This is a genomic window from Pelagicoccus sp. SDUM812003, assembly GCF_031127815.1.
In the GTDB taxonomy this organism is placed as follows: Bacteria; Verrucomicrobiota; Verrucomicrobiia; order Opitutales; family Opitutaceae; genus Pelagicoccus.
Genome location: NZ_JARXHY010000005.1, coordinates 205,723 through 229,578, shown reverse-complemented (window position 1 = coordinate 229,578; position 23,856 = coordinate 205,723). Strand labels below are relative to the sequence as shown.

Below are 23,856 nucleotides of genomic sequence, written 5' to 3'. Positions count from 1 at the left end.
CTCTGCATGGGGGTGCAGCAGCCTCTATCGTAGCGGGTAGCTGAACTGAGGATCGAGCTTCAGGTAGGTGGGCTCGTCGCGATTGGCGGTCAGTTTTCCGTCTTCGTACTTGAGCTCGACGACTTGGATGGAGCTTCGACGCGTTTGGTAGGAATCGGGCAGCCCCGGCTCGACGCGTCCAGGATGGGTGAAATAGAAGAGGAAGGCCTGATCGCCTTGGAGAACGATGTCCGGATGTCCGCCGATCACTTGATCGTCCTCGCCTGAGCCCGGCTCTTTCAGGAGGTTCGCCCCTTCCTGTCTTTCCCAAGCGAGGGCGTCGTCGGAACGATAAACGCCGAGGCCATCCCACACGTCAGTGACCATCCAGTAGCTGTTTTTCCAATACACGACCTTGGGGCCTTCGCCTGCCTGATCACCGACCGCCTTGCCCTGGTCTTCCCAGTTGTAGAGGTCATCGCTGTCGGCATAGTAAATGGATTTCCCGTCGCGCTCGTTGTTGTACCACATGCGCCAGGAGCCGTCCGGGAGGCGGGCGACGCAGGCGTCGATCACGCGGTCGGAGGAAAGATCGAGAGTCGATTGGTACTCCCAGTCCAGAAGGTTGTCGCTGGTGAGGTGCAAGATGCTTCGCGGGTGACCCCAGTTTTCGAATACGCCTGGAACGAAGGTCAGGTACATGTGATAGGTGCCGTCGGGCCCGCGCATGACTTCCGGCGCCCAATGGGTCGGATCGGCGACGTCGATTTCCTCGGGCAGGTTTATGTTCGCTTGGCCGAAGCGCTCCCAGCTGTGTCCCAGGTCGCAGGATTCCGCGATGCCGATGTGGGTGCCATGCACCCAAGCGACGCCGGAAAGTCCTTCCGCCTTCGCTCGGCGGTTGGTGTAGAACATCCACCAGCGTCCGCGATCCTCGTTCCAGATCACCACGGGATCCGCGGTGCCGTCGTACAGGGGATCGCGGAAGAGGGGCTTGGGAGCTTCCTTGGCTGGAGTGTCCGGAGCGGGTTGGCCAAAGTCGGGAAACCCGTCGGAGGTCCAGCCGAAGCGCTGGATGCGGGCATGGCGATTCCAGTCGCGTAGCGATGGTCCGGCGATCTCTTTGTAGTTGCGAGCATGGTACATGATTACGTCGTTTCCGTGCTCGTCCGTGGTGAAGCTGTTATGGCCAGGGCCGTAGATTCCATTTTCCTCCGAACTCACGAACACTGGTCCGGGCGACTTCGTCCAGGAAGCCGGATCGAGAAGGTCGGCCTCCTCATCCGCCCAAAGCAGTCCCATGGCGTAGTCGTGGTCGGTGGCGCTGCCTGAGTAGGCCACGAAGACGCGACCGTGCCGTTTTAGGACAGCCGCTCCTTCGTTCACCTTGTACGTGCGGTTCTCCCATTCGTACTCGGGGCGAGTGATCAATACCGGCTTTCCGGTGATGGACCAGGGCGTATCCATTTCCGCGATGAAGAGGCTGGAGTTTCCATCGAATTCGGGGGCGCTTTGAGCCCAGATTAGGTAGCGTTTCCCTTGGTGTTCGAAGGTGGTGGCGTCGAGGGAAAAGGAGTCCCAGGCGGCGTTGATTTTGCCTTTCTCTCTCCATTGGCCATCGAGCGGATTCGCGGAATCGTTTTCCAGCACCCACATGCGGATTTTCCAAATCTCCTCCGCTTCGCCTGCTGCGAAGTGGACGTACCACTTGCCGTCGATGTAGTGAAGTTCCGGGGCCCAGATGTGGGCGCCCATGACGCCTTCCTCGTGCTTCTCCCAGATGACCTTTGGCTCGGCGCACATCAGCCCCTCGAGCGTCTTGGCCCGGCGAAGCTCGATCTGCTCGTACTGGGGCGAGGTGGCGATGAAATAGTAGTAGCCGTCGTCGTGCTTGTACACCCATGGGTCAGCTCGCTGAGGAATCAGCGGATTCGGGAAGGGCGATTCGGATGCGAAGGAGAGGGTGGTCATTAGGAAAAACGAAATGAGAAAAGCGCGGATCATGATGGAATACGGAGAGGGGTTGGTGGCGGAGTCTAGTTGGTATAGCTAGCGAGGGCAGCGTCTGTCGTTGTTTCTATCTGGCGAACCTTCGATCGGCCGCGGACTGTAGTTGTTTTCTGAATCATCTCAGTCGCATGTTGAAGTTGAAAACGGAATCCGAAAAGCCCGGAAGATCCTCGTGGCCGAAATCCGGATAGAGCGCCATCTCCTTCTCGGAGACGATCTTGTTGTATGCGGCGAACTGGGTCGATGGCGGGCAGATGTCGTCCATCAAGCCAGTGGCCATCAAAACAGGGGCTTTGATGCGCGGGACGAGATTTTGGATGTCGATGTATCCAAGTTTCTCGAACATAGCGTCAACCCTCTGGTGCAAGGGGTCTCTGCGACGCAGATAGTAGGAAAGCTCCTCGTAGGCCTTGGCGGCGAGATCCATTTCCCAGACGCGCTTGTAATCGCAGAGAAAGGGGAAGGCGGCGGAGCAAAGAGCGATTTGAGGCTCCAAGGCGGCGCAAGCCAGCGAGAGGGCTCCACCTTGGGATCCACCGGTAGAGGCGACACGCGCGGGGTCCACCTCGGGCATGGCCATCACGATACGGGCCAGCTGGGCTGTATCCAGAAAGATGGAGCGATAGAGCAACTGCTGGGGATCGTCCGCTTCGAGCCCGCGAATGATGTGGCCTCTCAGGGTGGTGCCTCGTACGCCGCCGACGTCCTCCGAACGACCCCCTTGTCCTCGACAGTCCATGGACGCCACGCAGAATCCTTCGTTGACGTAGCCGAGCTTTTCGCTCCAGTCGCCGCTGTTGGCGCTGTAGCCGTGAAACATCAGCAAGGCGGGAGCGCGTTCAGCTCCTTTGGGCCGGAGGAACTTGGCGTAGACTCTTGCTCCGCCCACACCGGTGAAACTCAGGTGAAACAGCTCCACGTTGCGGCTGTTCAGCGCTGAGCAGGGCTCGAGTCTCACCTCGGGGTCGACCGCCTCCAGCTCCGCGAGCGCTTCGCTCCAATACGCGTCGAAGTCCGCTGGGCGGGGATTGGTTCCTTGATAGGCTTTTAGCTCGGAAAGAGGTTTGTCGAGAATGGGCATTTGAGGGGGGAATTCGCTTTGCTTGGTCCGTGACGCCGGCGGAAGCCGATTTGCCACGAAACAACCAAGGCAAGGCCAGTTTGACAAGCGCAAGCGAAGTCGGATATCAGACGGTCAACTCTTGCGAACCCTTGCGTGCGGGAACAATCAGGCGCGAATCTGACCGTATGATTAGCAAACCCCTGCTCCTTGCCTTGCTCTGCCTCGCCGTCTGGGCTTGCGGAGCCGAACCTGCCAGAGACGACCGACCGACGAGCGTGATCTATCAAGACGACTTTGAAAATGGACTGGAAAACTGGGTTGTTGAGCAGCAGCCCGGCGGGACCGTGGAGGTGAAGGACGGAAACCTAGTCATCGACGACGAGAAAGGCTGCACGGTGTGGTTCAAACGCGAGCTGCATGCCCCAGTGCGTATCCGATATCATGTGACGCTTTCCGCCGATCAACGGGTGTCGGATATGAACTGCTTTTGGATGGCGAGCGACCCGGACCACCCGGACGACCTTTTCGCTCAGGGACATGGTCGCACGGGCGCCTTCGCAACCTACGACGATCTGCAGCTCTACTACGTGGGCTATGGTGGCAACCACAATTCGACCACTCGATTTCGCCGCTATCTGGGCAAGGGTGAAAAACCGCTTCTCGAAGGCTACGACCTGCGAGGCGAGCAGCACCTTCTCAAAGCGGACCACACCTACGAGATCGAATTGGTAGCCGACGAAAACGGAGCTCGCTACTATCGCGATGGAGAATTGGTTTTTGAATACGAAGATCCGCAGCCGCTGAGCAGTGGCTGGTTCGGATTCCGCACGGTCTGGAGCAAGACGATCATCAGCGACTTCAAGGTTGAACGACTGGAGAAAGGAGCGGGAGAATGAAGCGACACTTCCTGCAGGCGTCCGTGGCAACGGCGGGTCTTTGGATCGCCGCGACAAGTTTCTCGTTGGAGAGACCGAAGACGGAGTTTCCCATCTTCCAGTTTCCCGCCGACGCGATCCCGCGCATCGATGGAGATGGCGAGGATTGGTCCATGGTTCCGGAGCGCTACGTGGTGGGAACCGCGGAGCTGTGGGAAGACTCAGGCAAGCATGAGGGACTTAAGCCTGAATCGCTGGACATCAGCGTCAAGGTTGGCTGGGTGAAGGGGCTGAACCGGCTCTACTTCCTGTACGAGGCATACGACGACTATTGGGATTTTTCTCTACCTGGACTCAAGAACGACACCTTCGAGATTGTGGTGGATGGCGATCTGAGCGGCGGACCGCTGATCACTCGCTTTCGCGAAAATGAAGACCGTTTGAGCGAAGCCGACGCTTGGCGGTCGATGCATGGAGTCCACGCTCAGAACTACCATATCTTTACGCCAGCCAAGGACAAGGATTGGACCATGCTTTGGGGGCCGGCTCAATGGCTGAAGGAGCTACCGTATTCGAATTACGCGTACGACTACGATTTTCAGCCTGGAGAAAGCGGAAAGCTGACCTTGGAATTCTGGATCACTCCTTTCGATTACGCGGGTGCCGAAGGACCGGAACGCTCGGTGCCGAGCATCCTTGAAGAGAATAAGCTCATCGGCCTTTGCTGGGCGATCATCGACTACGATGATGTCGATAGCGACCGAAACAATGGCTTTTGGAACCTGTCTCGCAGCCATACCATGTACGGCAAGGCCAATGAGCTGGTCGCCTTTCGCCTGATGCCGCTCGAGCCGGAGTTTCAGCCCGAGCTTCAGGCTGATTGGAAAGTGAAGATACTCGATCGCGAGCTTCGTAGGGTCGCGTTTTTCGACGATTCGTTCGGGGAATCGATTGATTCCTGGTATTGGGAGTTTGGGGACGGCGAAACGTCATCCGAAAAGGATCCGATCCACAGGTATCAGGAGCCTGGGCACTACGTCGTGACGCTCACCGTCTCAAGCGGAGGAGTGACCTCCAAGCGCTCCAAGGTTTGGGAAGTCAGCTTCAAGTAGGGCGACACACCACTGCCACGCCAAGATTCCCGGCTGCCCAACCCCAGCGTTTTTTGCGCAACTCTTTTTTTGCAACGTTGCAAAAAAGAGTTGCGCGGCCTTACCCAAGGAAACGTTGCGGGCGTGGGTTATGGGGGACTATTGCAGGGCGTCGACTAGCGACCGCGGAGCTGAGATGATGCTGCCGTGACGGGCTCCTTCGGGGAAACTGATCCGATCCGAAATGTCCTCCCAGGTCTCGAAATCCTTGGTGCGTTTCCCTTCGTAGCGACCATCTCGATAAACGTCGTAGTAGACGTGCGTCCATCCGTCTATCTGAAGGCAAGCAGGACCTTCGACCCAAGCTTTGGTGAACGGTTTCGACGGTTTGGAGAACGGCCCGCTCGGGCTTGGAGCTTGGCAAACGAACAGGCTTTTCCGCTCAGGCGAAAGGCGCTCGTCCTTGCAGATCAATCTCCAGGTATGGTCGGGTAGCTGCAGGAGCGTAGCGTCGATAACGCTGTAGCCGGGGTCGAAGAAGATTTCCGGAGACGAGAAGGTCTCAAAATCCTTGGTGCGGACACTCCACATGCGGTGATTGTATCCGTCTTCTGAGGTTTCTCCTTCGTTTATGAATCTACCTTCGATGGTGGACGCCCAGAAGATGAGATAGTCGGAGCGGATCGCGTCGTAGACCATCTCCGGCGCCCAGCAGTTGCGGGTGGCGGGGTGTTCGGCCATCACCGGGAGCTTTCGCTGCTCGCTCCAGTGAAGAAGGTCACGAGAGGAAGCGTATCCGATTTCTTGTGACTCCCAGTCGGTCGTCCAGACAAGGCGAAAAACGCCATCGGGCCCACAGGCGAGAAACGGATCGCGCATCAGCCCTTGCATGGGGCTGATGTACGCTTTGTCCGAGAGCGGCCTCCAGCTCAGTCCGTCTTCGCTATGGGCCAGATGCATGCCGCTCTGACCGTTTCCTGTGAAGTATGCAAAAAGGTAGGTGGTATCAGTCATCGAGACCGCCAGTACGGTTCTGCAGAGATGCCAAGGTCAGGCCGTCGATGTTTTTCTTGTTTCCACCAGTGGCGAGACTCACTGCGTATCCGACGGCGATGGTGACCAGAGAGCCTGCTGCGGGATAGAGCCAGAACACCAGTATCCCTTCGACGGATACCCAATAGGTCACTGCCATACCGGCTACGATGCCGGCAAGAACGCCGATTTCGTTGCTGCGCTGAGTGAAGAGCCCGAGGAAGTAGATTCCAACTGTAGTGGAGGTAACGATACTGACGACTCGGAGAGCGAGGTCCCATATCGATGGCGTTTCGAAAAAGTTGAGGAAGAACGCGGAACCGATACCGAAGAGGCCGACGAGCACCGTAACGATCCGTCCGACGAAAACGCCTTGCGTATCGGTGGCGCTGGCGAAGAAGCGCTTGTAGACATCGTCCACCGCGAGGTTGGAGACGCTGCAAATGCTGCTCGAGATGGTGGACATGGTAGCGGCCAGCAGGGCTGCGATGACCAGACCCGAAACGCCGGGCGGCAGCTGCTGAGCGGCGAAGAAGGGATAGATCCCATCGTTTCGCATGGTCGGGTTGAGCTCAGCCGGAGCTTGCTTGTAGAAGAGAAAGAGCGCCGTTCCGAGGGAGAAGAGCAGGATGTTGATGGGTACCGCGACGGCCATCTGAGTGGCGATCGCCTTGCGGGTGCTGCTGAGTGACGGACCGCACTGCACGCGCTGCACGAAGTTCTGATCGCCGATGCCTAGCAGCGTGACAAGTATGATGCCGAGGAAGACCGTGAAGACGTTTTCTTCCGTGAGGGTGAAGCCCCAGTCGAAGGTGTGCAACTTGTCCTGGGCGTTGACGACGCTCCACATTTCGGAGAACGGCATGTCGATGCGGAAGAAAACGAGCAGCAAGCATCCGCTCACAGCCGATACCATGACCAATCCCTGAATGGTGTCGGTCCAGATTACGGCCGACAGCCCGCCGAGGAAGGTGTAGGCGATGGTGACGAGACCCATGATCGGCACGCTGACGTGCATGGGAATGCCCGCGATCGCTTCCAGGGCGAAGGAAGGCAGCAGTAGAACGCCCCCCATGCGCCCAAGAATCTGATACACCGCAAAAATGGTGCTGCCGATCAAGCGAACGGATAGGCCGAAACGTTCTTCCAGGTACTCGAACGCCGTGCCGAAGTTGAGCTTTCGAATGATCGGAGCGAAGAAGTACATGGCGATGGGCAGGGCCAGAATCGAGTAGATGCTGATGGCGAAGAAGGTCCAGTTGCTGTAGTACGATTTTCCCGGCATGGCCATCAGGCTCATGGCGCTCGCCCCAGTGGCGAAAAGACTCATGCCTGTGGCCCACCAAGGGATCTTGTGCCCGCCTCGGAAGTAGTCCGCCGAGTTCTTGCTTTGCTTGGCGAAGTGGAAGCCGACCCAGAGCATGACCGCGAAGTAGAGGGCGACTGAGAGGTGGTCCCACCAGCCGTAGTTGGTTTCTGGAGCCGAGAAGCTGACTTCAAGCGATTGCGAGGAGGAGAGAATGAGGAATCCGTTCGACTCCGGAATGACGCGGCTGTCGGAGGGCAATCGGGACAGGCGAGGGTCGATGGTTACCCACGTTTGGCCGATCATGTGATAGAGGGCCGCTTGCAGGGAGTTGTCCGGGTTTTGGACCAGAGCGATGGCGTGCGAATCGCCGAGCTTCGCCGCGTCGACGATCTTGCCTGTACCGATCGCCTGGGGGGAGGCATCGCTCCATCCGTATCGAGCGTGGTAGGACGGCGTGTTGCGGGTGGGCGCTCCGTTGGATTCGGAACCTCCCAGGTAGGCGATGGATTCCACCGACTTTATGAGAAATCCCTCTGCCTTTGGCTCGCCTAGCGGAGCGTCGAGCGTTTGCCACTTGGCGTCGGCGCTATCCGGGTCCAGGCTGAGGTATTGTGAAACGGCGTTCGCCGGGGCCGAATCCTTCGATCCGTCCGCCACGTATAGGGTGCCGCTTGTCAGCGTGGCTGCAGGTGAAACGACAGCCTGAGGCAGCGGTTGCAGCTCCGTTTTCACCGGCTGATCCCCATCGAGGCTGATCTGCAGCACTTGGTCAGTAGCGGACCCGTTTAGAAGCCCACCTACCAGATAGAGCTCGTCGTTCGAGGAGGCGACGCCCGCTTTGCTGGAAACGCCTTCGAGGGATTCGAGCTGCCGCCAGGACTTGGCGGCTAGATCCAGCAGGAAAACCTCCGCTTGTCCGGATGCGCTTGGCGAGACTGGAACCACAGCGAGAACGACGTCGCCCAGCTTTGCGAGGTATGCGTTTTCCAGGGAACGCGGGGCGGCGGGAAGTTCGTTTTGCTCCGTTTCTTGTTTGAGTTGCTGGACTTCGGTCTGCGCGGTTAGGGAAACCGCTAGAGCGACGCCAGCGAGGAAGGTGAAGAGTCTAAACATCGGATGAATTATAATGCGTTCGAAACCAAGGCGAGGTTCTGGATGGCGGCCAATCCCCATTGGGATGAATCGTTGGTGGAAACCCAAGCCGCTTCGTCGATGGGGTTGAGCGTATCAGGACCTTCGATACGTATGGTCCCGATCGTTTTCTTCCCGCCCCATTCGCGGGAGAACTCCTTCCAGGCCCGCTGGCCAAGCTCGGAATCTCCCTTTTGATGCGCTGCGAAAGCGGTCAGGCGAGAGTGGGCTTGCATCAGGTTGGGTCGGAAACTGGTTCCGAGAACCGCTTCCTGCTCCTCTTCTGGCGCGTTGTAGAGTGTGCAGTACTGCAGCCAGGCGTCCTTGAACTCAGGGTTGTCGATCAGCTCGATCAGCTCGGCGCAGATCTCCACCAGTCCAAAGACTGCGCTGAGGTGCGACACTCCCGGGGTGTTGTGCTCGGGGGGGAGCATCTCTTTGGTGTCCGGATTGTATCCAAAATCTCCTGCGAAGAAACCAAGCGGGTGGCTGCCGATCGCGGCCATGGCGTTTTTCAGCCAGTCTCCGTATTTGGGGTCTCCGGTGCGTTCCCAGGCGGTGAGCCAATTTGCCGCGGCTGAACCGAAATCGGTGCCAATGCCCATGCGGGTGGCGGAAGGTGTGGCGGTGCGGCCTTTGAGCTTTCGAGTTGGGACGAGATTGGCCAGCTGGCGGTCCGCTTCCGAGACCTCCCAAAGGACATCGCCAGTTCGCTCGTCCGCGGTCAGGAAGTAGTGGAAACGTCGATACGCAGCGGTGCTGATGCGCAGCTGCTTGGCGCTGCAGCCCCAATGTTGCACGTTGTGGCGGGTGCCGAGGCCGGCGAATTCGCCCATGTGGTAGATGTCGACGTCTCGATTGTGGCGCGTCATGGCTTCCGCCAAGCGAAACTCGTCGCGCCGACCCGTGCGTAGAAACGAATACCAAAGCCACAGGTCGGGGGAGAGTTCGGAGTTGTCCCAAGCGTATCCGCCTACGTCGTAGCGCCAGACGTGCCGGTCGGAGTCATAGGTGTGCATGACATCTCCGTAGTTCCAAAATCCATACCAGTGTCGCTGATCGACTTGATCGCGGTAGTACTGCACGGACCAGTCGAGACGGTCCTCGATTTCCGCCTTTTCTGGCGTGGAACGATCCGGCAAACTCCAGAGCTGGCCGAAAACGCCGGAGGCCAGGAAATCCTCTGGAGTGGCGGTGAGCAGAGCGGGTTCGCGGATGGTCGCCGCGATGGATACAGTCTCTTCCCGGCTGGGAGTGGCGTCGACTGCCATGATGGTGAAGTCGCTGGTGCGGGCCACGCCGTAGGCGGTTCCGAAACCTGGCTCGTAGTCTTCGTAGGTGATGGCCAGTCCGCCATCGTACTGTTCCTCGTAGGTGTCCATTCCCAGGCCATCGTGGTAGAAACGGGTGTCCATGGCAGGGGCTTCCGGCGACCAGATCCATATGGTCGCTTGTCCGAGGTCCGTATTGGCGTTTCGGATATCGATCTGGGTCGGATGGAGCTGCCAGAAGTCGCGCATGCCGAAAAGCGCCCCGCCGGAAATGCCGCCGAGGTAGGCGACGCCTGAGGAGCGCCCGCCCTGATCCGAATCGATCCATCCATGCCCGGGCTTGGTGCGCTTGCGGATGGTGAATCCGTTGGCCGAGGGCTGCGAAAGGGAGAAGTCGCCCCAAGTCGGAATGAAGCGAACGCGCTGGCCCGCCCGCGGCTGCCACTCCTCGACGGGTGGGGTGGGGACGCCTGCGATCTGGGCGTCTCTGGCTGCTTCGCCTGGATCGCGACGCAAGCCGGTGATGCCGCGCACTGCCTCGCCCCAAAGACCGTCGCCTTCGCCGACAAAGCGGATGTGGCGATTGTGCAGCTCGTCGCTCAGCGGCACGTCGAAGCGAAGCCCGAGCCCCTTGATGAAGTCTTTTTCCCCATCCGTGTCGTAGACGAAGGTATGGGAGATGCGAGCGGCTTCGCCACCTGCGAAGAAAACCAGGCGCATGGTGTAGGGTAGCCATTGGCGGCCGGAAGGCGTTTGATGTACGCCCTTCACCTTCACCACGGCCCGAACGGGGCCGCTTTGCTCGATTTCGATGGATTGCGTCACTCCCTGGAAGCTCTCCTTGTCCGGGATTTCGTCCGCTTCGAATTCAGCTTTGCTTTGGCGGTAGCCGACCAAGCGGGCGTTTTCCACGGTGGCCTTTCCGGCGCGTTCGATCGAAGTGAATACATGATCACCAGAGGCAGGGATGACGCAGCGGATTTTTCCTGTATCCACCGTGACATACGCCCCGCGATCGGTGACGACTACGGGGGAGGCTGGAGGCACGAGATCGCCCTTGGCCACGAAGAGGGTGTCGCTCGCCTTGACCTCTGCTGGGATGGCGTGAGCGGTCCATTTGATGGAGCCGTCCGGCCAATAGGCGGTGTGCCAGGTCTGTAGCGGAAGCGTGTCGCCGGACTCGTTTTTCAAGGTCAGGCTGTCATGTTTTTTCAGTTCGCCTTGTGGCCACGGCAGTCCCCAAACGGAACCGGTTTGGGCCTCGGGGGCGGAACCGTCGAGCCAGCTTATGGCGCGCTCTCCCGGACCGGCTTCCTTGGGCGCTGGGCGAGCCATGAGTTTCGTGCTGGCCACATTCGCTGCCAGTGGCAATGCGGCTGCGAAGGCGCTTTTCAGGACAAAGTCGCGTCTGTTCATGAATGGTAGGGGTGTTTGATAAGCGGGGTTGTCAGTCGATTGGGAATGCTTCTGGGCGATTTTCGATCCGAGCGATCGCCTCTTCGATATCGGCATGGCCGTGGCGGGTTCGAATCCGCAGGGAAAATGTATCTAAAAAACGGATGCGCACGGGGGTTCGGGGGTGGCCTTGCGGTCCGAGGCCTCTTGGCCGGCGTTGACGCTAGGAGCCTTGGTCGGTCCGTCGGTGCAGGAAATCATTTGGCGTAAGGGAATAACTTTTTGGGGGGATTTCGCGAGGCGAAGAGCGAGGATCGTCGCCCGCTGTTGAGATGATGATCAAATTCTTTCTTGCCTTCGCGAGCGAATCGGGAGTTTTCTGACGGTAAGAATGGAGCGTCACTCGCTCGTGCCCCCAAAAAGTAGAAACCCTTAGTTCGTTATCCCCCTTATGAGTTCCGTTAGAGAATTGGCCCGAGAACTCGGGTTGTCGCATACCACCGTATCCGACGCCTTGAGAAACAAACCCCGTGTAAAGAAAGCCACGCGCGAGCGTGTGCTGGCTGCCGCCGAAAAGGCTGGCTACCGTTACAATCCCCTGGCGGGAGCGCTGATGTCCGAGATGCGCCGCTCCTCGGTGGGCGTTTTCCAAGGGGTGCTCGCGGTGGTGGATTTGGAGAGCTCCAAGGGACGCGTGCCAGGGGCCAAGCGCTATCACAGCGAGATTTCCGAGGGCTGCCGGGAGAAGGCGAACGAGTTGGGTTTCAAGACGGAAACCTTCGTCATGGGGGCGGAGCATTTGAGCGTTTCCCGCTTGGACACCATCCTGCGGTCCCGCGGGATTCGTGGGATCATTTTGCTGCCGGCGTCCACGCCAAACATCAGCCAGCTCCCCTGGGAGGATTACGCGGGCGTGTACACCGACTACATCATCGAAAAGCCCGCCTTGGACTCGGTTTGCTCGGATCACTTTCGCTCCATGGTCATCGCGCTTCGCAAGCTGCAGGAGCTGGGCTACAAGCGGCTGGGGCTGGTGCTGCACGAGGAGCACGACGCTCGCCTGCTCTATCGTTGGGAAGCGGCCTTTCACATGCACAACGAGCACACGCCGGGCTGCGAGGCGCTTGAGCCCTTGCTGCTGAAGGAGTTCAAGAAGGAGGGTTTCGCGGAGTGGTTCGAGCAGCAGAAGCCGGACGTGGTGCTTTGCCATCGCGTCCAGGCGATGGAGTGGATGCTCGAACTCGGAGCGAAGATCCCGGAGACGCATGGGTTCTGCTCCTTGAACACGCGCATGACCGACATCCCGGTGAGCGGTCTGGACCTCTGTCCGCGCCTTTTGGGACGCCGCGCAACGGAGCTTTTGGTCGGGCAGCTGCACCGAAACGACTACGGAGTGCCCGAGACCGCTTCCACCACCACAGTTCCGGCGGTCTGGGTCGACGGGCCGACCACGCGCGTTCAGGACTAGAGCGTAGACGAGGTTTTGGTGGGGGGCGGAGCCTCGCGCCCAAGGAGTAGACAGGGTGAGAAAGCGCCCCGCCGCGAAGAGCGGCGAGGCTTCGATGATATCCCCAGAATCAGTCGACGCGGTGCACGTCCGAGTAGTCTCGTTCGAGCAGTTCGTCGGGAAGATAGACGACGCAGATGCTCATGGAGCGATCGTCTTCTGAAAGCATGGCTGACTGTATTTGAATTTTGGTGCCATCTCGACTGAAAGTCGGATGCACGTGGTCGCGGGCGGTAGGCTTGTGTCCCGTGGTCAGCAGCATCATCTCGTCCGTGGTGCGGTCGATCAGGTAGAGGCTGCGAGAGAAGTCGTCTCCCACCGCCCAGCGTCCATCGGGCGAACCGTGCACGTGCCACAGGCCGCTGCCGCTACGGGTCTGTCCTGCGAGTCGCATTTCTCCGGTGCGCAGGTTGACGATGCCGAGTCCGGTCGGCTTTTCGCGAGTGGCGGAAGGTCCCCAGGCGTCGACGGTGCCTGGCTTGCGGTGCCCCATGATGGCGATGGCGACCTCGTCCTTGGTGATGATCGCTTCGTGGGTGACCCACTCGTATTCGGCTTCGGGATACAGGATCTTGGGTTCCTCGCCCACTTTCATGGTCCAGGTGCGCTGGGGCGATTTGCCTCCGGTTTCCCAGCAAAAGACCAGCTCGCGCGAGACCCAAGGGTTGCTCTGGATGTGTCCCAGTTGGAAGGGAAGCGCGGTGACGATTTCGATTTCTCCGGTGGCGATGTCCATGCTGGCGATACCGGTCGGGCCCGCTCCCATATTGCGTGGACCGAAGTCGTCCTCGATTTCGACATCCGGGGCGATGTGCCGGGCCGCTTCCTCGCGTCCGATGCGAAAATAGATCAGGTCGTCTTCCGCGTCGATGGTCATATCCCCGCCGGCTCCCATGCTCGCAGGTACGATGCCCACGGTGCGCTGGTATTTCGACGCTTGTCCGAGCGAGCCGGCGGCGCTGTCGGCGAAGAGCTGGGCTAGGTCGACCTCGACGATGGCCTTGTCCGCGTCGTTGCTGCCATAGCGCGGCTGCTGGTCGGCGGGCGAGGCGGGATCGCGCATGACGTAGAGTTTCATGTCGTTTTGGGCCAGGGTGAGCATGCCGAAGTAGCCTCCTTCGGTGACCTGAACGATATCGCCCGTGTCCTCGTTGACTGCGAGGGCCTCGCCGGGAATGCGGTCCGAGCGGAAGACGAGCCACTCTCCATCGGAGGTCCACTGCGGGTGCGTTTGGTAGATCTTGGAGTCCCCGTGCGGCTCGCTGGTCAAAAAGGCCAGCTCCACTCCGGTGACGGGGTCTTGGATGAGCTTTTTTTCCGAAGGAAGGCGGGTGCCGATCTGAGCTTGGGAGAAGCTGGCGAGGGTCAAGGCGAAGCAGGCCGCCAGTGGGGTAGTGAGGCGAAGACAATTCATGGGAATCATTGAATCGCTGCGCGTTCGAAGGGTCAAAGCTTGGCTTTTCCAGCTTGGGCTGACAGTCAGAGCCTGCTGTGGACTGAATTTGGTTTTCCTCCGCGAAAGGAGCTGAAATGCTTGCCCGGCCTTTCAAATCGCCCCTCCAAGTCCAAGCCAAAGCCATGAGCAGAAACGAGAGTAGCTACGCCCCGCAAGGCGGCGACATCAAGCCAGTGGTGGAGGAGGGCGAGTTTCCCATCGCCGCCGCCTTCTTCAATCACGGTCACATCTACGGGCAGATCGACGCTCTGGTCGAAGCTGGCGCTCAGCTGCGCTATGTTTACGACCCCGAACCCAGTCGATATGAGAGGGTGCTGAAACGGTACCCGAACGCTAGGCCGGCCTCCAGCTTCGGGGAGATTCTCGACGACTCGGACCTGCGCCTGGTCACCGCGGCGGCTATCCCCAATGAACGCTGCCTCATCGGTATCCAAGTTATGGAGTCAGGGAAGGACTACCTGACCGATAAGGCTCCGTTCACTAGTATCGAGCAGCTAAATACGGCGAAAGCCGCCATCGTGAGAACCGGCCGTCGCTACATGGTCTATTATTCGGAACGCTTGGCGAACGAAGCGTCTTGGCATGCGGGTGAGCTGATCAAGGAGGGGGCCATTGGAAAGGTGATACAAGTGGCGAATCTCGCTCCGCATCGCCTTTCTGCGGAGTCGCGACCGGATTGGTTCTTTCGCAAAGAGATAGCCGGAGGTATCTTGACCGATATCGGATCGCATCAGTGCGAGCAGTTCTTGGCCTATTCCGGAGCTGTCGATGGAGCTGTTCAGTACGCTCGGGTCGACAACGTCGCCCACCCGATGTATCCGGAATTTGAGGACTATGGAGAAGCCAATGTCGTCCTAAGCGATGGCTCTACGGGCTACTGTCGGCTCGATTGGTTCACTCCTGAGGGGGCGAAGGTCTGGGGCGATGGTCGTTGTTTCGTCCTCGGAACCAAGGGCTATCTGGAGATCCGCAAGTACCGCGACATCGGCATAGGCGGCTCGGATCGCATCTATCTGGTGAACGACGAGGGAGAGCATGTGATCGATTGTCGGGGAAAGGTCGGTCGCCCGTTCTTCGGGGCGTTCATTCTGGATTGTCTCAATGGTACTGAAACGGCTATGACACAGGCTCATGCTCTGAAGGCAGCTGAGCTGTCCCTCAAGGCCCAGGCCATGGCGGATCGGACTCGACGGGCGGGCGAAGTCGCCGGTTGAGCCGCTTGCTTAAGCCGTGAGGCAGGGGCGAGCGCTGGCGGTCTTGGGTTTCGCGAAGGGGATCAGGGCGAGACCGACTGCGGTCAAAGCGGCGCAGACAAGGAAGGCGTTGCGGTTTCCTAGGGCTTCGACGATGAAGCCGAACGACAGCAGGCCCACTAGGTTTCCCACCGCTCCTGAATTCGAAAAAAGCGAGGTGGCGAGTCCCATCTGTTTCGGAGCGAGATCTTGAAAGTAGCCGATGGCGATGTTGGTCAGGATCGCGAACGCGGCTCCGCTGAGGATCTGAATCAGGTAGACGTGCCATGGCTGAGTCGCCACGAAAAGCAGGATGAAGTAGCTCAGCGTGATGAAAAAACCGAGTTTTATGAGGAGAAACTGATAGCCACGGCTCGCCAGATGGCCGAACAGCAGCATTAGGGGGATTTCCGCCAAGGGACCGATCCCGAACACGATGCCAAAGTCCCTCTCGGTGCCGTTGAAGTTCAGCGTGATAGCGAGCGGAAGATTCATCATGTTGATCGAGTTCGCGGCGAAGAGCGAAGCGAAAGCCACGAAGGGAAGCAGAAGCCTAGGATCGCGGAGGGTGCTCAGTAGTGAAGGTGTGGATACGTTCGCTACTGGCTTGGACGCGGGCCGATGGGGAACGAAACGAAGGGTCCCGAGAAAAAACAGCAGGTACAGCGCCGCGGCAGAAACGAAGAGTCCTTGGAACCCGAAGGCGAGCAGGGCGAAGGCGCCCAGGGCGGGACCTAGAGTCCATGCGAAGGAAAAGCAGACCCGCACCACGCTCATGGTGAAGGAGGAGCGATCTGGGCCGCTTGCCGGCGGCGCTCCGTAGACTTCTCGGGCGTGCGAGAACAGTTGCGCGAAGCAGACGCTGGCGATCGCCTGCACGGTGCAGCCGATGAAAAGCAGCAGCCAGATATCGCGAACGAAGGCGTATCCAACAAACCCGAGCACGCCCGAAACGCTTCCCGCGGCCAGCATCTGTCGGCGCGAAAACTGGGTGTCCGATAGTCGGGCCAGCACGGTGCTGACGACGATCGCCGCCAGCGAGACCAGCGTCATGAAGAGGCTGAACCGGCTCGGCGTCAGGTCCAGTTCCTCCGTGCCCCATTTCGAAAGAAAGGGCGCCACGAAGGAAAACGCGACACCTAGCACAAAGGACGAGCCGAGCAGGCCGGTGAAGTTTGGCTGAGCGAAGAGCGTTTTGAGCGTAGCGGGGATGCGGATCATCGAAAACCTTCATTCTCTGAGACTTCGATGAGCTGGGATAGGAAAGAAGTCGTCAGACCGTCCGAAAATCCGGCAAGATGTCTTCCCCCTTGGCATTCGAACCTCGGCTTCGTCCGTCTTCCGGTCATGCCGTTCCTCTCTTCCCTGTCTCGTCGCGCCATCGCCTCTGCATGGCGTCTCGTCCTTGCGCTATCGTGTTTCGGGCCGCTGCTCTCGGCTCAGGATGAAACCCTTGCCCTCGACTACATGCCCCCCGCTCACGCGGAAATCGTGTCGGAGCAGATGCCCGACGCCTCGGTGATCGAAGGCGGTATCCGCTTTTTGGAGCTTGAGAAGGGAGAAGGGCCATTCATCGAAAACGGAGACCGAGTCGAAGCGATTTATACGGGAACCTTGCTCGATGGCACTGTTTTCAATCGGAAAACCGGACGCTTTCACACCTACCGATTCGAGGTCGGGGCCGAGCCGCGCGAGATCATTCGCGGTTGGGAGATGGCGATGCCGTATATGCAGAATGGAGGACGCTACAAAATTGCCATCCCATCGCAGTTCGCCTATCGCGAAAAGGGACGTCCCGGTCAGGTGCCTCCTTTTTCGACGGTCGTATTCGAAATCACGATACTCGATGTGAAGCGCTAGGTTCCGCTCCCGCATCCGCCGAGCTTTTGCGGTCGCGATGGTCAACGGATCCGCAGGGATCGTAGTCGGTTCAGGCAGGCGGCAAGCTCCTGCAAGCGAACAGCTGCCAGATCGTTTCCGGGCAGGCTCGACCAGCCGTTGGAGTGGGCAGTTTCCAACGCGGCTTCGAGGGCCTCGATCAACGATCGCTGCTCGAAAAGGCTTTCATCGCAGGCGACTTCCAGCAGGGCGCCGATCGCTCGCGTCTGGGAGGGGGAAACAAGTTGGGCAAGCAGCGATAGATCGATTTCTTCGGTTCCAAAGGAAAGCGAGCGCGTTTCGTGGGCTTTGATGTTCTTGCGCGGCGGACGCGTACCGGCCTGCTTCCGTCCGCGGTAGGCCGGCGCGGACCTGTATGGATAGATCGATTTCCCTTGGGCGAAGCGTTTGTCCTCGGGCAAGGGGAAGGGCGTCGTTTCTTCCGTAGTGTGCTCGCACAGGGCTTTGGCTTCGTTGGTAAGGTCGAACGGCAGGAAATTCTCCATAGCGATAACAGCGTCAGCCGGTTCGAAATAGTCGCTCGATCCGCCAAGTACCAACAAGGTGGATACGCCATGCTGTCGGTGCAGCCCTTTGACGCGTTGGGCCAGCGGCGTGATAGGCTCCTTGTCTGCCGAGATCAGCTGCTGCATGCGTCGATCGCGTATCAGAAAATTGGTGGCGGAGATATCCTCGTCGATCAGGAGGGCTCGGCAGCCGCTTTCCAGGCTCTCGATGATCGCGGCTGCTTGAGAGGTGGACCCGGAAGCGTTTTCCGTGGAGAAGCTGCTCGTTTGCTTGCCCCCCGGAAGATCGCTGATGAAGGCCGACAAGTCGACCGATGCGACCGAGCGGCCGTCCTCAGCTCGGATCTTACAGGCATCGGCTCGCGTCACCACCCGCTCCCTGCCGTCGCCGGGACGATGATTGTAGACGCCTCGCTCGATGGCGTTGAGCAGGGTGGACTTTCCATGGTAGCCGCCGCCCACGATGAGCGTGACGCCCTCCCGGATGCCCAAGCCCGCGATCGTCTCGCCGTTTGGAAGCTTCAAAACCCTTCGCATCGACGCTGGGGAACGAAAGGGTATGGCGTCTTTCAAGGGGCGTTGGTCGACCCCGGATGCTCGTGGCAGGATGGCCCCATCGGCGATGAAGGCCACCAGCTTCTGCTCGCCGAGCTGTTTGCGCAAGTGGTCTCCGGTTTCGTTCGCTGTAGCGAACGCCTCCACGCTTTGCAGCAGCTCTGGCTGTTCGAAATCGAGGGCGTCCTGCGCCACGAGTGAAACGATGTCCACCAGAAGACGATCTGCAGCCCGGCCGAGGATTCGCCGGCCGCTCGCGGGCAATCCGACCGCGAAGCGCACTATGGTTTCCGATTCGGAAATCTGCACGCAGGTGCGGGCGAGGATTTCCTGCTCCGGCTCGTCGATGGCGATGAGGCCCGATTTGCCAGAGCCATCGCGGCTCTGGTGACGTCTGCAGGAGTGGGCGAAGGCCATAGCGATGGCGTTTTCCGAACCGATGCGACGGGAAGGCGTCGACCAGGCGGAGGGGGGCAAAGCGGACACGGCGTGGGCGATGCGCAGCGAAAGCCGGGAGGGAGCGGCAAAGGGGTCGCCTTGCACGCGATCGATGCTCAGGTCGAACCGAGAAAAGGTGTACCGGCCCCGCAGATCTTTGTAGGCCGGGTAGGGACGGCCATCGAGGCGACGGAGTTCGTGGGAAAGGTCTTCGCTGGTCATCGGGTAGAGCAGAGCGATGGAGCAGCGATCTGTAAAGGCGTTTGGCCGAGCGTTGCAGCGTCGCCCTTAGTGGTTGCCGGTGTAACGGTAAAATTCCGAAAGTATAGCTCGGAATCCTGACGGGATTATGGTGAGTGTTTCCGGAGGCATTGTCCTCGTTCGTTGCTCCATGAAAGGGATTCGACCCTTCACGTTTCGTTGACCCCCAAAAAAGACGTTTTATCACCCCTGAACTCGAAGCTGATGCTATCCATTTCGCTACGAGTATCCATATTCCGTTTACAAAATCTGACGCACCTTCGCCTTCCTATCATGAAAAGCCGTTTTCGCACCGCTACCTACCTGCTGACGATCATTGTCTCGCTCTGCTCGCTTGTCCGCGCGGATACTGATTTGAGTTGGACAAACCCGCTGATCGCTCAGCGAGCCGATCCTCATGTCGCTTTGCGCAGCGACGGTTATTACTACCTTCTAGCCACGGCCCCGGAGTACGATCGGATCGAGATTCGTCGCTCAAAGAGCATCGCGGGGCTGGCTACTGCCGAGGCGAAAACCGTGTGGCGCAAGAACGAGTCCGGACCGTTGAGCGGACCGATCTGGGCCCCGGAGCTGCACTACCTCGATGGCAGCTGGTACATTTACGTGACCTCGGGCATCGAAGGCGAGGACTGGCGAAGCTTTCGGGTATACGCTTTGGAAAACGATTCCCCGGACCCCATGCGTGGGGAGTGGATCGAGCGCGGGCCGATTGTGACCAATTGGGAGTCCTTCTCGTTGGACGCTACGGTGTTCGAGCATCAGGGGGAGCGTTATTATCTCTGGACGCAAGCGGTGCCGGGAGTCGAAGGCACCAGCGTCCTGATTTCAAAAATGGATACGCCGCTCAGCTTGACCGGTGAACAGACCATCCTGACCCGCCCTGAATACGATTGGGAGAAGCAGGTTTACGCCGTGAACGAGGCGCCGGCGGTTCTGGTGAGGAATGGCAAGGTGTTCGTCACCTACTCGGCAAGCGCCACCGATCACAACTATTGCCTGGGGCTGCTGACCGCGGACGCGGATGCGGATCTGCTGGACCCGGATTCATGGAGCAAGGCGGCGGAACCTGTTTTCAAGAGCGACGAGACGACTAGCCAATACGGTCCTGGACACAACTCCTTCACGACCAGCAAGGATGGATCCGTCGACATTATCGTGTATCACTCTCGCGACTACAAACGGATCGAAGGCGAAGCCTTGGCGAATCCCGATCGGGCCACCCGCGCTCAAGCGCTGGAGTGGGATGCCCAGGGAAATCCGATTTTCGCTTCACCGGTTGCGGACGGCCCGTATCGCTACGAAGTCGAGCCGCTAAAGGCGTCCTTGGAGGTCGATCTGGAAGCGCCCGGGAAAGCGATCAGTCGCGACCTCGTTGGCATTTTCTATGAGGATCTCAACTACGCCGCGGACGGCGGCCTCTACGCGGAGCTGATTCAAAACCGCTCCTTCGAATACAGCGCAACCGAGCAAGCCTCATGGGGTCCGCTTTCCTTTTGGGATTTGGTGACCGAAGGCGAAGGAACCGGATACCTCGGTCTCGGGAACGCCCGTCCGGTACACGTCAAGAACCCTCACTATCTGCTGCTCAACGTGGAAAATGCCGGAGATGGCGTAGGGGTGTCGAACGGCGGCTTCGATGAGATTCCGCTGGTTGCTGGAGAATCCTATCAAGCTTCCTTCTGGGCCTATCAGACCTATATGGGGCGAAAGTGGGGAGGCGATAGGGAGGAGGAGAACCAGCCGATGCCAGTCGAGCTGAAGCTTGTGGACGAGCTCGGGCAGGTCCTCGCCCGAGCCGATTTCACGGTCAAGGGGCGCGAGTGGACGCAGCACCAGGCGGAGCTGGTACCAAGCAGGAGCGTCGACAAGTCGCGCCTGGTGTTGCTGGCCAAGAAGGCGGGAGGCCTGGCCGTAGACATGGTTTCTCTCTTTCCCAACGATACTTTCATGGGCAGGGAGAATGGTTTGAGGCGCGATCTGGCTCAGGCCATCGCCGACATCAACCCCAAGTTCATGCGGTTCCCGGGCGGGTGTCTTGTTCATGGACAGGGCGTGCGCCACTACTACGATTGGAAGGACAGCGTGGGCCCGGTGGAGACGCGTGAGGGGCAGCGAAATTCCTGGGGCTATCATCAGACCTTGGGACTAGGGTACCACGAGTACTTCCAGTTCTGCGAGGATATCGACGCCATCCCCATCCCAGTGGTGTCGGCGGGCGTCTGCTGTCAACATGCTGGGGATAGTCCTCATCTGGGACAGGAGGGCCTGCCAATGGAGGAGATGCCCGGCTACATCCAGGATGTGCTGGACCTGATAGAGTGGGCCAATGGGCCCGCGGATTCGCAGTGGGGGGCGGTTCGCGCCGCGGCAGGGCATCCGGAGCCATTCGGCTTGAAATACATTGGCGTTGGAAACGAGGACGCCATCACCAGCATTTTCAAAGTCCGCTTTCAAATGATCCGCGATGCCATCGCCGAAGCGTATCCAGAAATCGTAGTCATCGGGACGGTTGGACCTTTTGCCAGCGGCGAGGACTACGACAGGGGCTGGGAGTTTGCCCGCGAGCTGGATCTGGAGATGGTCGACGAGCATTATTACGTGAGCCCGCAATGGTTTTGGGACAACCTGGATCGCTACGACAGCTACGATCGCGACGAGGCTGCTGTCTATCTCGGCGAGTACGCCGCCCACGAGCCCGATCGACGAAACACCTTGCGCTCCGCTTTGGCGGAAGCGGCTGGCTTGACCAGCTATGAGAGAAATGGCGACATCGTGAGATTCGTTTCCTATGCCCCCTTGCTCGCTCGCAGAGGGCACACCCAATGGACTCCGGACATGATCTATTTCGACGCGGACTCAGTGTATCTAACTCCCAACTACTACGTGCAGAAGCTTTTCGGACGGAATGCAGGAAACGTCTACATTCCATCCACGCTCCAAGGAGTTGAGGATCGTAAGATCGCTGTATCCGCGACTGAGGATACGGACTCCGGGGATCTGCTGCTCAAGATTGTGAACGGAGAAAACGCCGGCCTGCAGCTCGCGCTTTCCTTTGTGGGCTGGGAAGCGGATGCCCACCTTGAGGTCACGGAAACCGTTCTGACTGGTCCTGGAGCCGATGCCGTCAACGTCGATGGAGCTCCGCCCGCGGTTGCCCCAGTGACGAAGGAGCTCACGCTCGATCTCGGGAAGGACTACTTCGCGCCAGCAAACTCGTTGACAGTTCTCCGCATGCGAAAATGAGTACCTCGTTCCGGATGATGAAAACGATGCTGGATTCGAATCGGTTTCTTGCGCTGCTAGCGCTCCTGCTGGGACTGTTCGCGCCGCGCTCCGTCGTGGCTGCAAAGGCTACCAATCCGTTCATCTGGGCGGATGTTCCGGATGTGGCTGTGATTCGAGTAGGCGGCACCTACTACATGAGCAGCACCACGATGCACATGAGTCCAGGGCTGCCGATCATGAAGTCGAAGGACCTCGTCAATTGGTCCTTGTTGGGCTACGCCTACGACACGTTGGTCGACAACGATAAGATGAGGCTGGAGGACGGGCAAAACGCCTATGGCGCCGGGTCATGGGCCAGCAGTCTTCGCTACCACGACGGGACGTTCTACGTTTCCACCTTTTCCGCCACCAGTGGCCGTACCCATATTTACATGACGAAAGACATCGAAAAGTGCGAGTGGGAGGAGATCTCCTTCGAGCCCTCGATGCACGACCACAGCCTTTTCTTCGATGACGACGGTCGAGTTTACTTTCTGTATGGCGGTGGCGACCTACGCCTGAGGGAGCTCGAGTCCGATCTCTCCGGCATCAAGGAAGGTGGCTTCGATGAAATCGTGATCGAAGATGCCCATTCCGTGGTGACTGACGACGTGATGCTGCATGCGGAGGGCACGCAGATGTTGAAGGTCGATGGCAAATACTATGTGATGAACATTTGTTGGCCGCGGGGCGGGATGCGCACGCAGACCGTTCATCGGGCGGACAAGATCACTGGTCCCTACGAGGGCCGCATGGCTTTGCAGGACAAGGGCGTCGCCCAAGGGTGTTTGATCGATACTCCAGATGGCGATTGGTATGCGGTCCTATTTCAAGACAACGGCGCCGTAGGACGATCGCCTTGGCTGGTGCCGGTGACGTGGGAGGACGGCTGGCCGGTGCTCGGCCTCGAAGGCAAGGCTCCGATGTATTTGAATATCGATGACAACGAGGAAGGGCTCGCCAACATCGTCGCTTCCGACGAGTTCAATCGCAAGGAAGGAAGCCCGTTGCCCTTGGCGTGGCAGTGGAATCACAATCCTGTGGCGAGCGACTGGTCGATCGGAACGCGCAAAGGCCACCTTCGCATCGCTACGGGTCGCGTTGACGAGAGCGTTCTTCAGACGCGCAACATGCTAACCCAGCGTACCTTTGGCCCGATCAGCTCCGCTATGACCAAGCTCGATGTGGGCGGGATGAAAAACGGGGATGTCGCTGGCCTGATCGCATTGCAACGACATTATGGATACGTGGGCGTTCGGCAAACAGCGGACGAAAGGTCGCTCGTTATGGTGAACGCTGGAGGCGACAGTCCAGTCGAGGTGGCGCGCCTTCCGCTGGATCAGGATTCGGTCTTTCTAAAGATCGAATGCGACTTTCGGGAGCACGTGGACAAGGCGTACTTCTACTACAGTCTGGATGGAAAGCGTTGGCGGCGCATCGGAGACGTCCTTCACATGCGCTACACGCTTCCCCATTTCATGGGGTATCGCTTCGGCCTCTTCAATCAAGCGACTGAAGAGACCGGCGGATTTGTAGATTTCGATTTCTACCGCATCGACGATCGTCTCAGCGAATAGGATAC

15 protein-coding genes are annotated in these 23,856 nt (G+C 59.2%); 7 read left to right on the top strand and 8 right to left on the bottom strand.

The genetic code is table 11. The features are described 5' to 3' along the window. Positions 1 to 24: 24 nt before the first annotated feature. Together QEH54_RS09360 and QEH54_RS09355 are read right to left on the bottom strand one after the other, a co-directional pair. A complete protein-coding gene (locus QEH54_RS09360; protein ID WP_309018402.1) occupies positions 25 to 1,983 on the bottom strand; it encodes a family 43 glycosylhydrolase in 1,959 nt (652 codons plus the stop codon). A 121-nt stretch (positions 1,984 to 2,104) separates the two neighbouring features. Next, positions 2,105 to 3,070, bottom strand: coding sequence for an acetylxylan esterase (locus tag QEH54_RS09355; protein WP_309018401.1), 966 nt, complete (start codon positions 3,068 to 3,070; stop codon positions 2,105 to 2,107). Between the two features lie 167 nt (positions 3,071 to 3,237). On the opposite strand from QEH54_RS09355, the gene QEH54_RS09350 reads away from it, so the two are divergent. Both QEH54_RS09350 and QEH54_RS09345 read left to right on the top strand, forming a co-directional pair. Beyond that, on the top strand, positions 3,238 to 3,948 hold the full coding sequence (locus QEH54_RS09350; RefSeq protein ID WP_309018400.1) for a DUF6250 domain-containing protein: 711 nt from the start codon (positions 3,238 to 3,240) through the stop codon (positions 3,946 to 3,948). Continuing rightward, positions 3,945 to 5,039 carry a PKD domain-containing protein gene (locus QEH54_RS09345; RefSeq protein ID WP_309018399.1) on the top strand — a complete coding sequence of 365 codons (1,095 nt, stop codon included), beginning with the start codon at positions 3,945 to 3,947 and terminating at the stop codon, positions 5,037 to 5,039. The genes QEH54_RS09350 and QEH54_RS09345 overlap by 4 nt, the downstream gene beginning before the upstream one ends. A 138-nt stretch (positions 5,040 to 5,177) precedes the next feature. Here the strand turns inward: QEH54_RS09345 and QEH54_RS09340 are convergent, their stop codons facing one another. The 3 genes from QEH54_RS09340 to QEH54_RS09330 are packed head-to-tail and all read right to left on the bottom strand — an operon-like array spanning position 5,178 to position 11,177. Beyond that, a complete protein-coding gene (locus QEH54_RS09340) occupies positions 5,178 to 6,032 on the bottom strand; it encodes a glycoside hydrolase family 43 protein (protein ID WP_309018398.1) in 855 nt (284 codons plus the stop codon). Beyond that, on the bottom strand, positions 6,025 to 8,472 hold the full coding sequence (locus QEH54_RS09335) for a sodium:solute symporter (RefSeq protein ID WP_309018397.1): 2,448 nt from the start codon (positions 8,470 to 8,472) through the stop codon (positions 6,025 to 6,027). The genes QEH54_RS09340 and QEH54_RS09335 overlap by 8 nt, the downstream gene beginning before the upstream one ends. An 8-nt stretch (positions 8,473 to 8,480) precedes the next feature. After that, complete coding sequence (locus tag QEH54_RS09330) at positions 8,481 to 11,177, bottom strand: hypothetical protein (protein WP_309018396.1); 2,697 nt, start codon at positions 11,175 to 11,177, stop codon at positions 8,481 to 8,483. Between the two features lie 430 nt (positions 11,178 to 11,607). Here QEH54_RS09330 and QEH54_RS09325 point away from each other — a divergent pair, with 430 nt between their 5' ends. Beyond that, a complete protein-coding gene (locus tag QEH54_RS09325) occupies positions 11,608 to 12,624 on the top strand; it encodes a LacI family DNA-binding transcriptional regulator (protein WP_309018395.1) in 1,017 nt (338 codons plus the stop codon). Between the two features lie 109 nt (positions 12,625 to 12,733). Here the strand turns inward: QEH54_RS09325 and QEH54_RS09320 are convergent, their stop codons facing one another. Beyond that, on the bottom strand, positions 12,734 to 14,077 hold the full coding sequence (locus QEH54_RS09320) for a hypothetical protein (protein ID WP_309018394.1): 1,344 nt from the start codon (positions 14,075 to 14,077) through the stop codon (positions 12,734 to 12,736). Between the two features lie 164 nt (positions 14,078 to 14,241). Here QEH54_RS09320 and QEH54_RS09315 point away from each other — a divergent pair, with 164 nt between their 5' ends. Continuing rightward, positions 14,242 to 15,333 carry a Gfo/Idh/MocA family oxidoreductase gene (locus QEH54_RS09315; protein ID WP_309018393.1) on the top strand — a complete coding sequence of 364 codons (1,092 nt, stop codon included), beginning with the start codon at positions 14,242 to 14,244 and terminating at the stop codon, positions 15,331 to 15,333. A 9-nt stretch (positions 15,334 to 15,342) separates the two neighbouring features. On the opposite strand, the gene QEH54_RS09310 is transcribed toward QEH54_RS09315, so the two are convergent. Beyond that, positions 15,343 to 16,572 carry a sugar efflux transporter gene (locus QEH54_RS09310; protein WP_309018392.1) on the bottom strand — a complete coding sequence of 410 codons (1,230 nt, stop codon included), beginning with the start codon at positions 16,570 to 16,572 and terminating at the stop codon, positions 15,343 to 15,345. Between the two features lie 126 nt (positions 16,573 to 16,698). Here QEH54_RS09310 and QEH54_RS09305 point away from each other — a divergent pair, with 126 nt between their 5' ends. After that, positions 16,699 to 17,211: an FKBP-type peptidyl-prolyl cis-trans isomerase gene (locus QEH54_RS09305; protein ID WP_309018391.1), complete on the top strand. Its 513-nt coding sequence runs from the start codon at positions 16,699 to 16,701 to the stop codon at positions 17,209 to 17,211. A gap of 41 nt (positions 17,212 to 17,252) precedes the next feature. Here the strand turns inward: QEH54_RS09305 and QEH54_RS09300 are convergent, their stop codons facing one another. Further along, the gene (locus QEH54_RS09300) at positions 17,253 to 18,971 is read right to left on the bottom strand and encodes an ABC-ATPase domain-containing protein (RefSeq protein ID WP_309018390.1); all 1,719 of its coding nucleotides are present in this window, start codon (positions 18,969 to 18,971) and stop codon (positions 17,253 to 17,255) included. A gap of 312 nt (positions 18,972 to 19,283) precedes the next feature. Here QEH54_RS09300 and QEH54_RS09295 point away from each other — a divergent pair, with 312 nt between their 5' ends. Both QEH54_RS09295 and QEH54_RS09290 read left to right on the top strand, forming a co-directional pair. Then, positions 19,284 to 22,253: a family 43 glycosylhydrolase gene (locus QEH54_RS09295; protein ID WP_309018389.1), complete on the top strand. Its 2,970-nt coding sequence runs from the start codon at positions 19,284 to 19,286 to the stop codon at positions 22,251 to 22,253. After that, complete coding sequence (locus QEH54_RS09290) at positions 22,250 to 23,851, top strand: glycoside hydrolase 43 family protein (RefSeq protein WP_309018388.1); 1,602 nt, start codon at positions 22,250 to 22,252, stop codon at positions 23,849 to 23,851. Before QEH54_RS09295 ends, QEH54_RS09290 begins: the two co-directional genes overlap by 4 nt. Positions 23,852 to 23,856 lie beyond the last annotated feature (5 nt).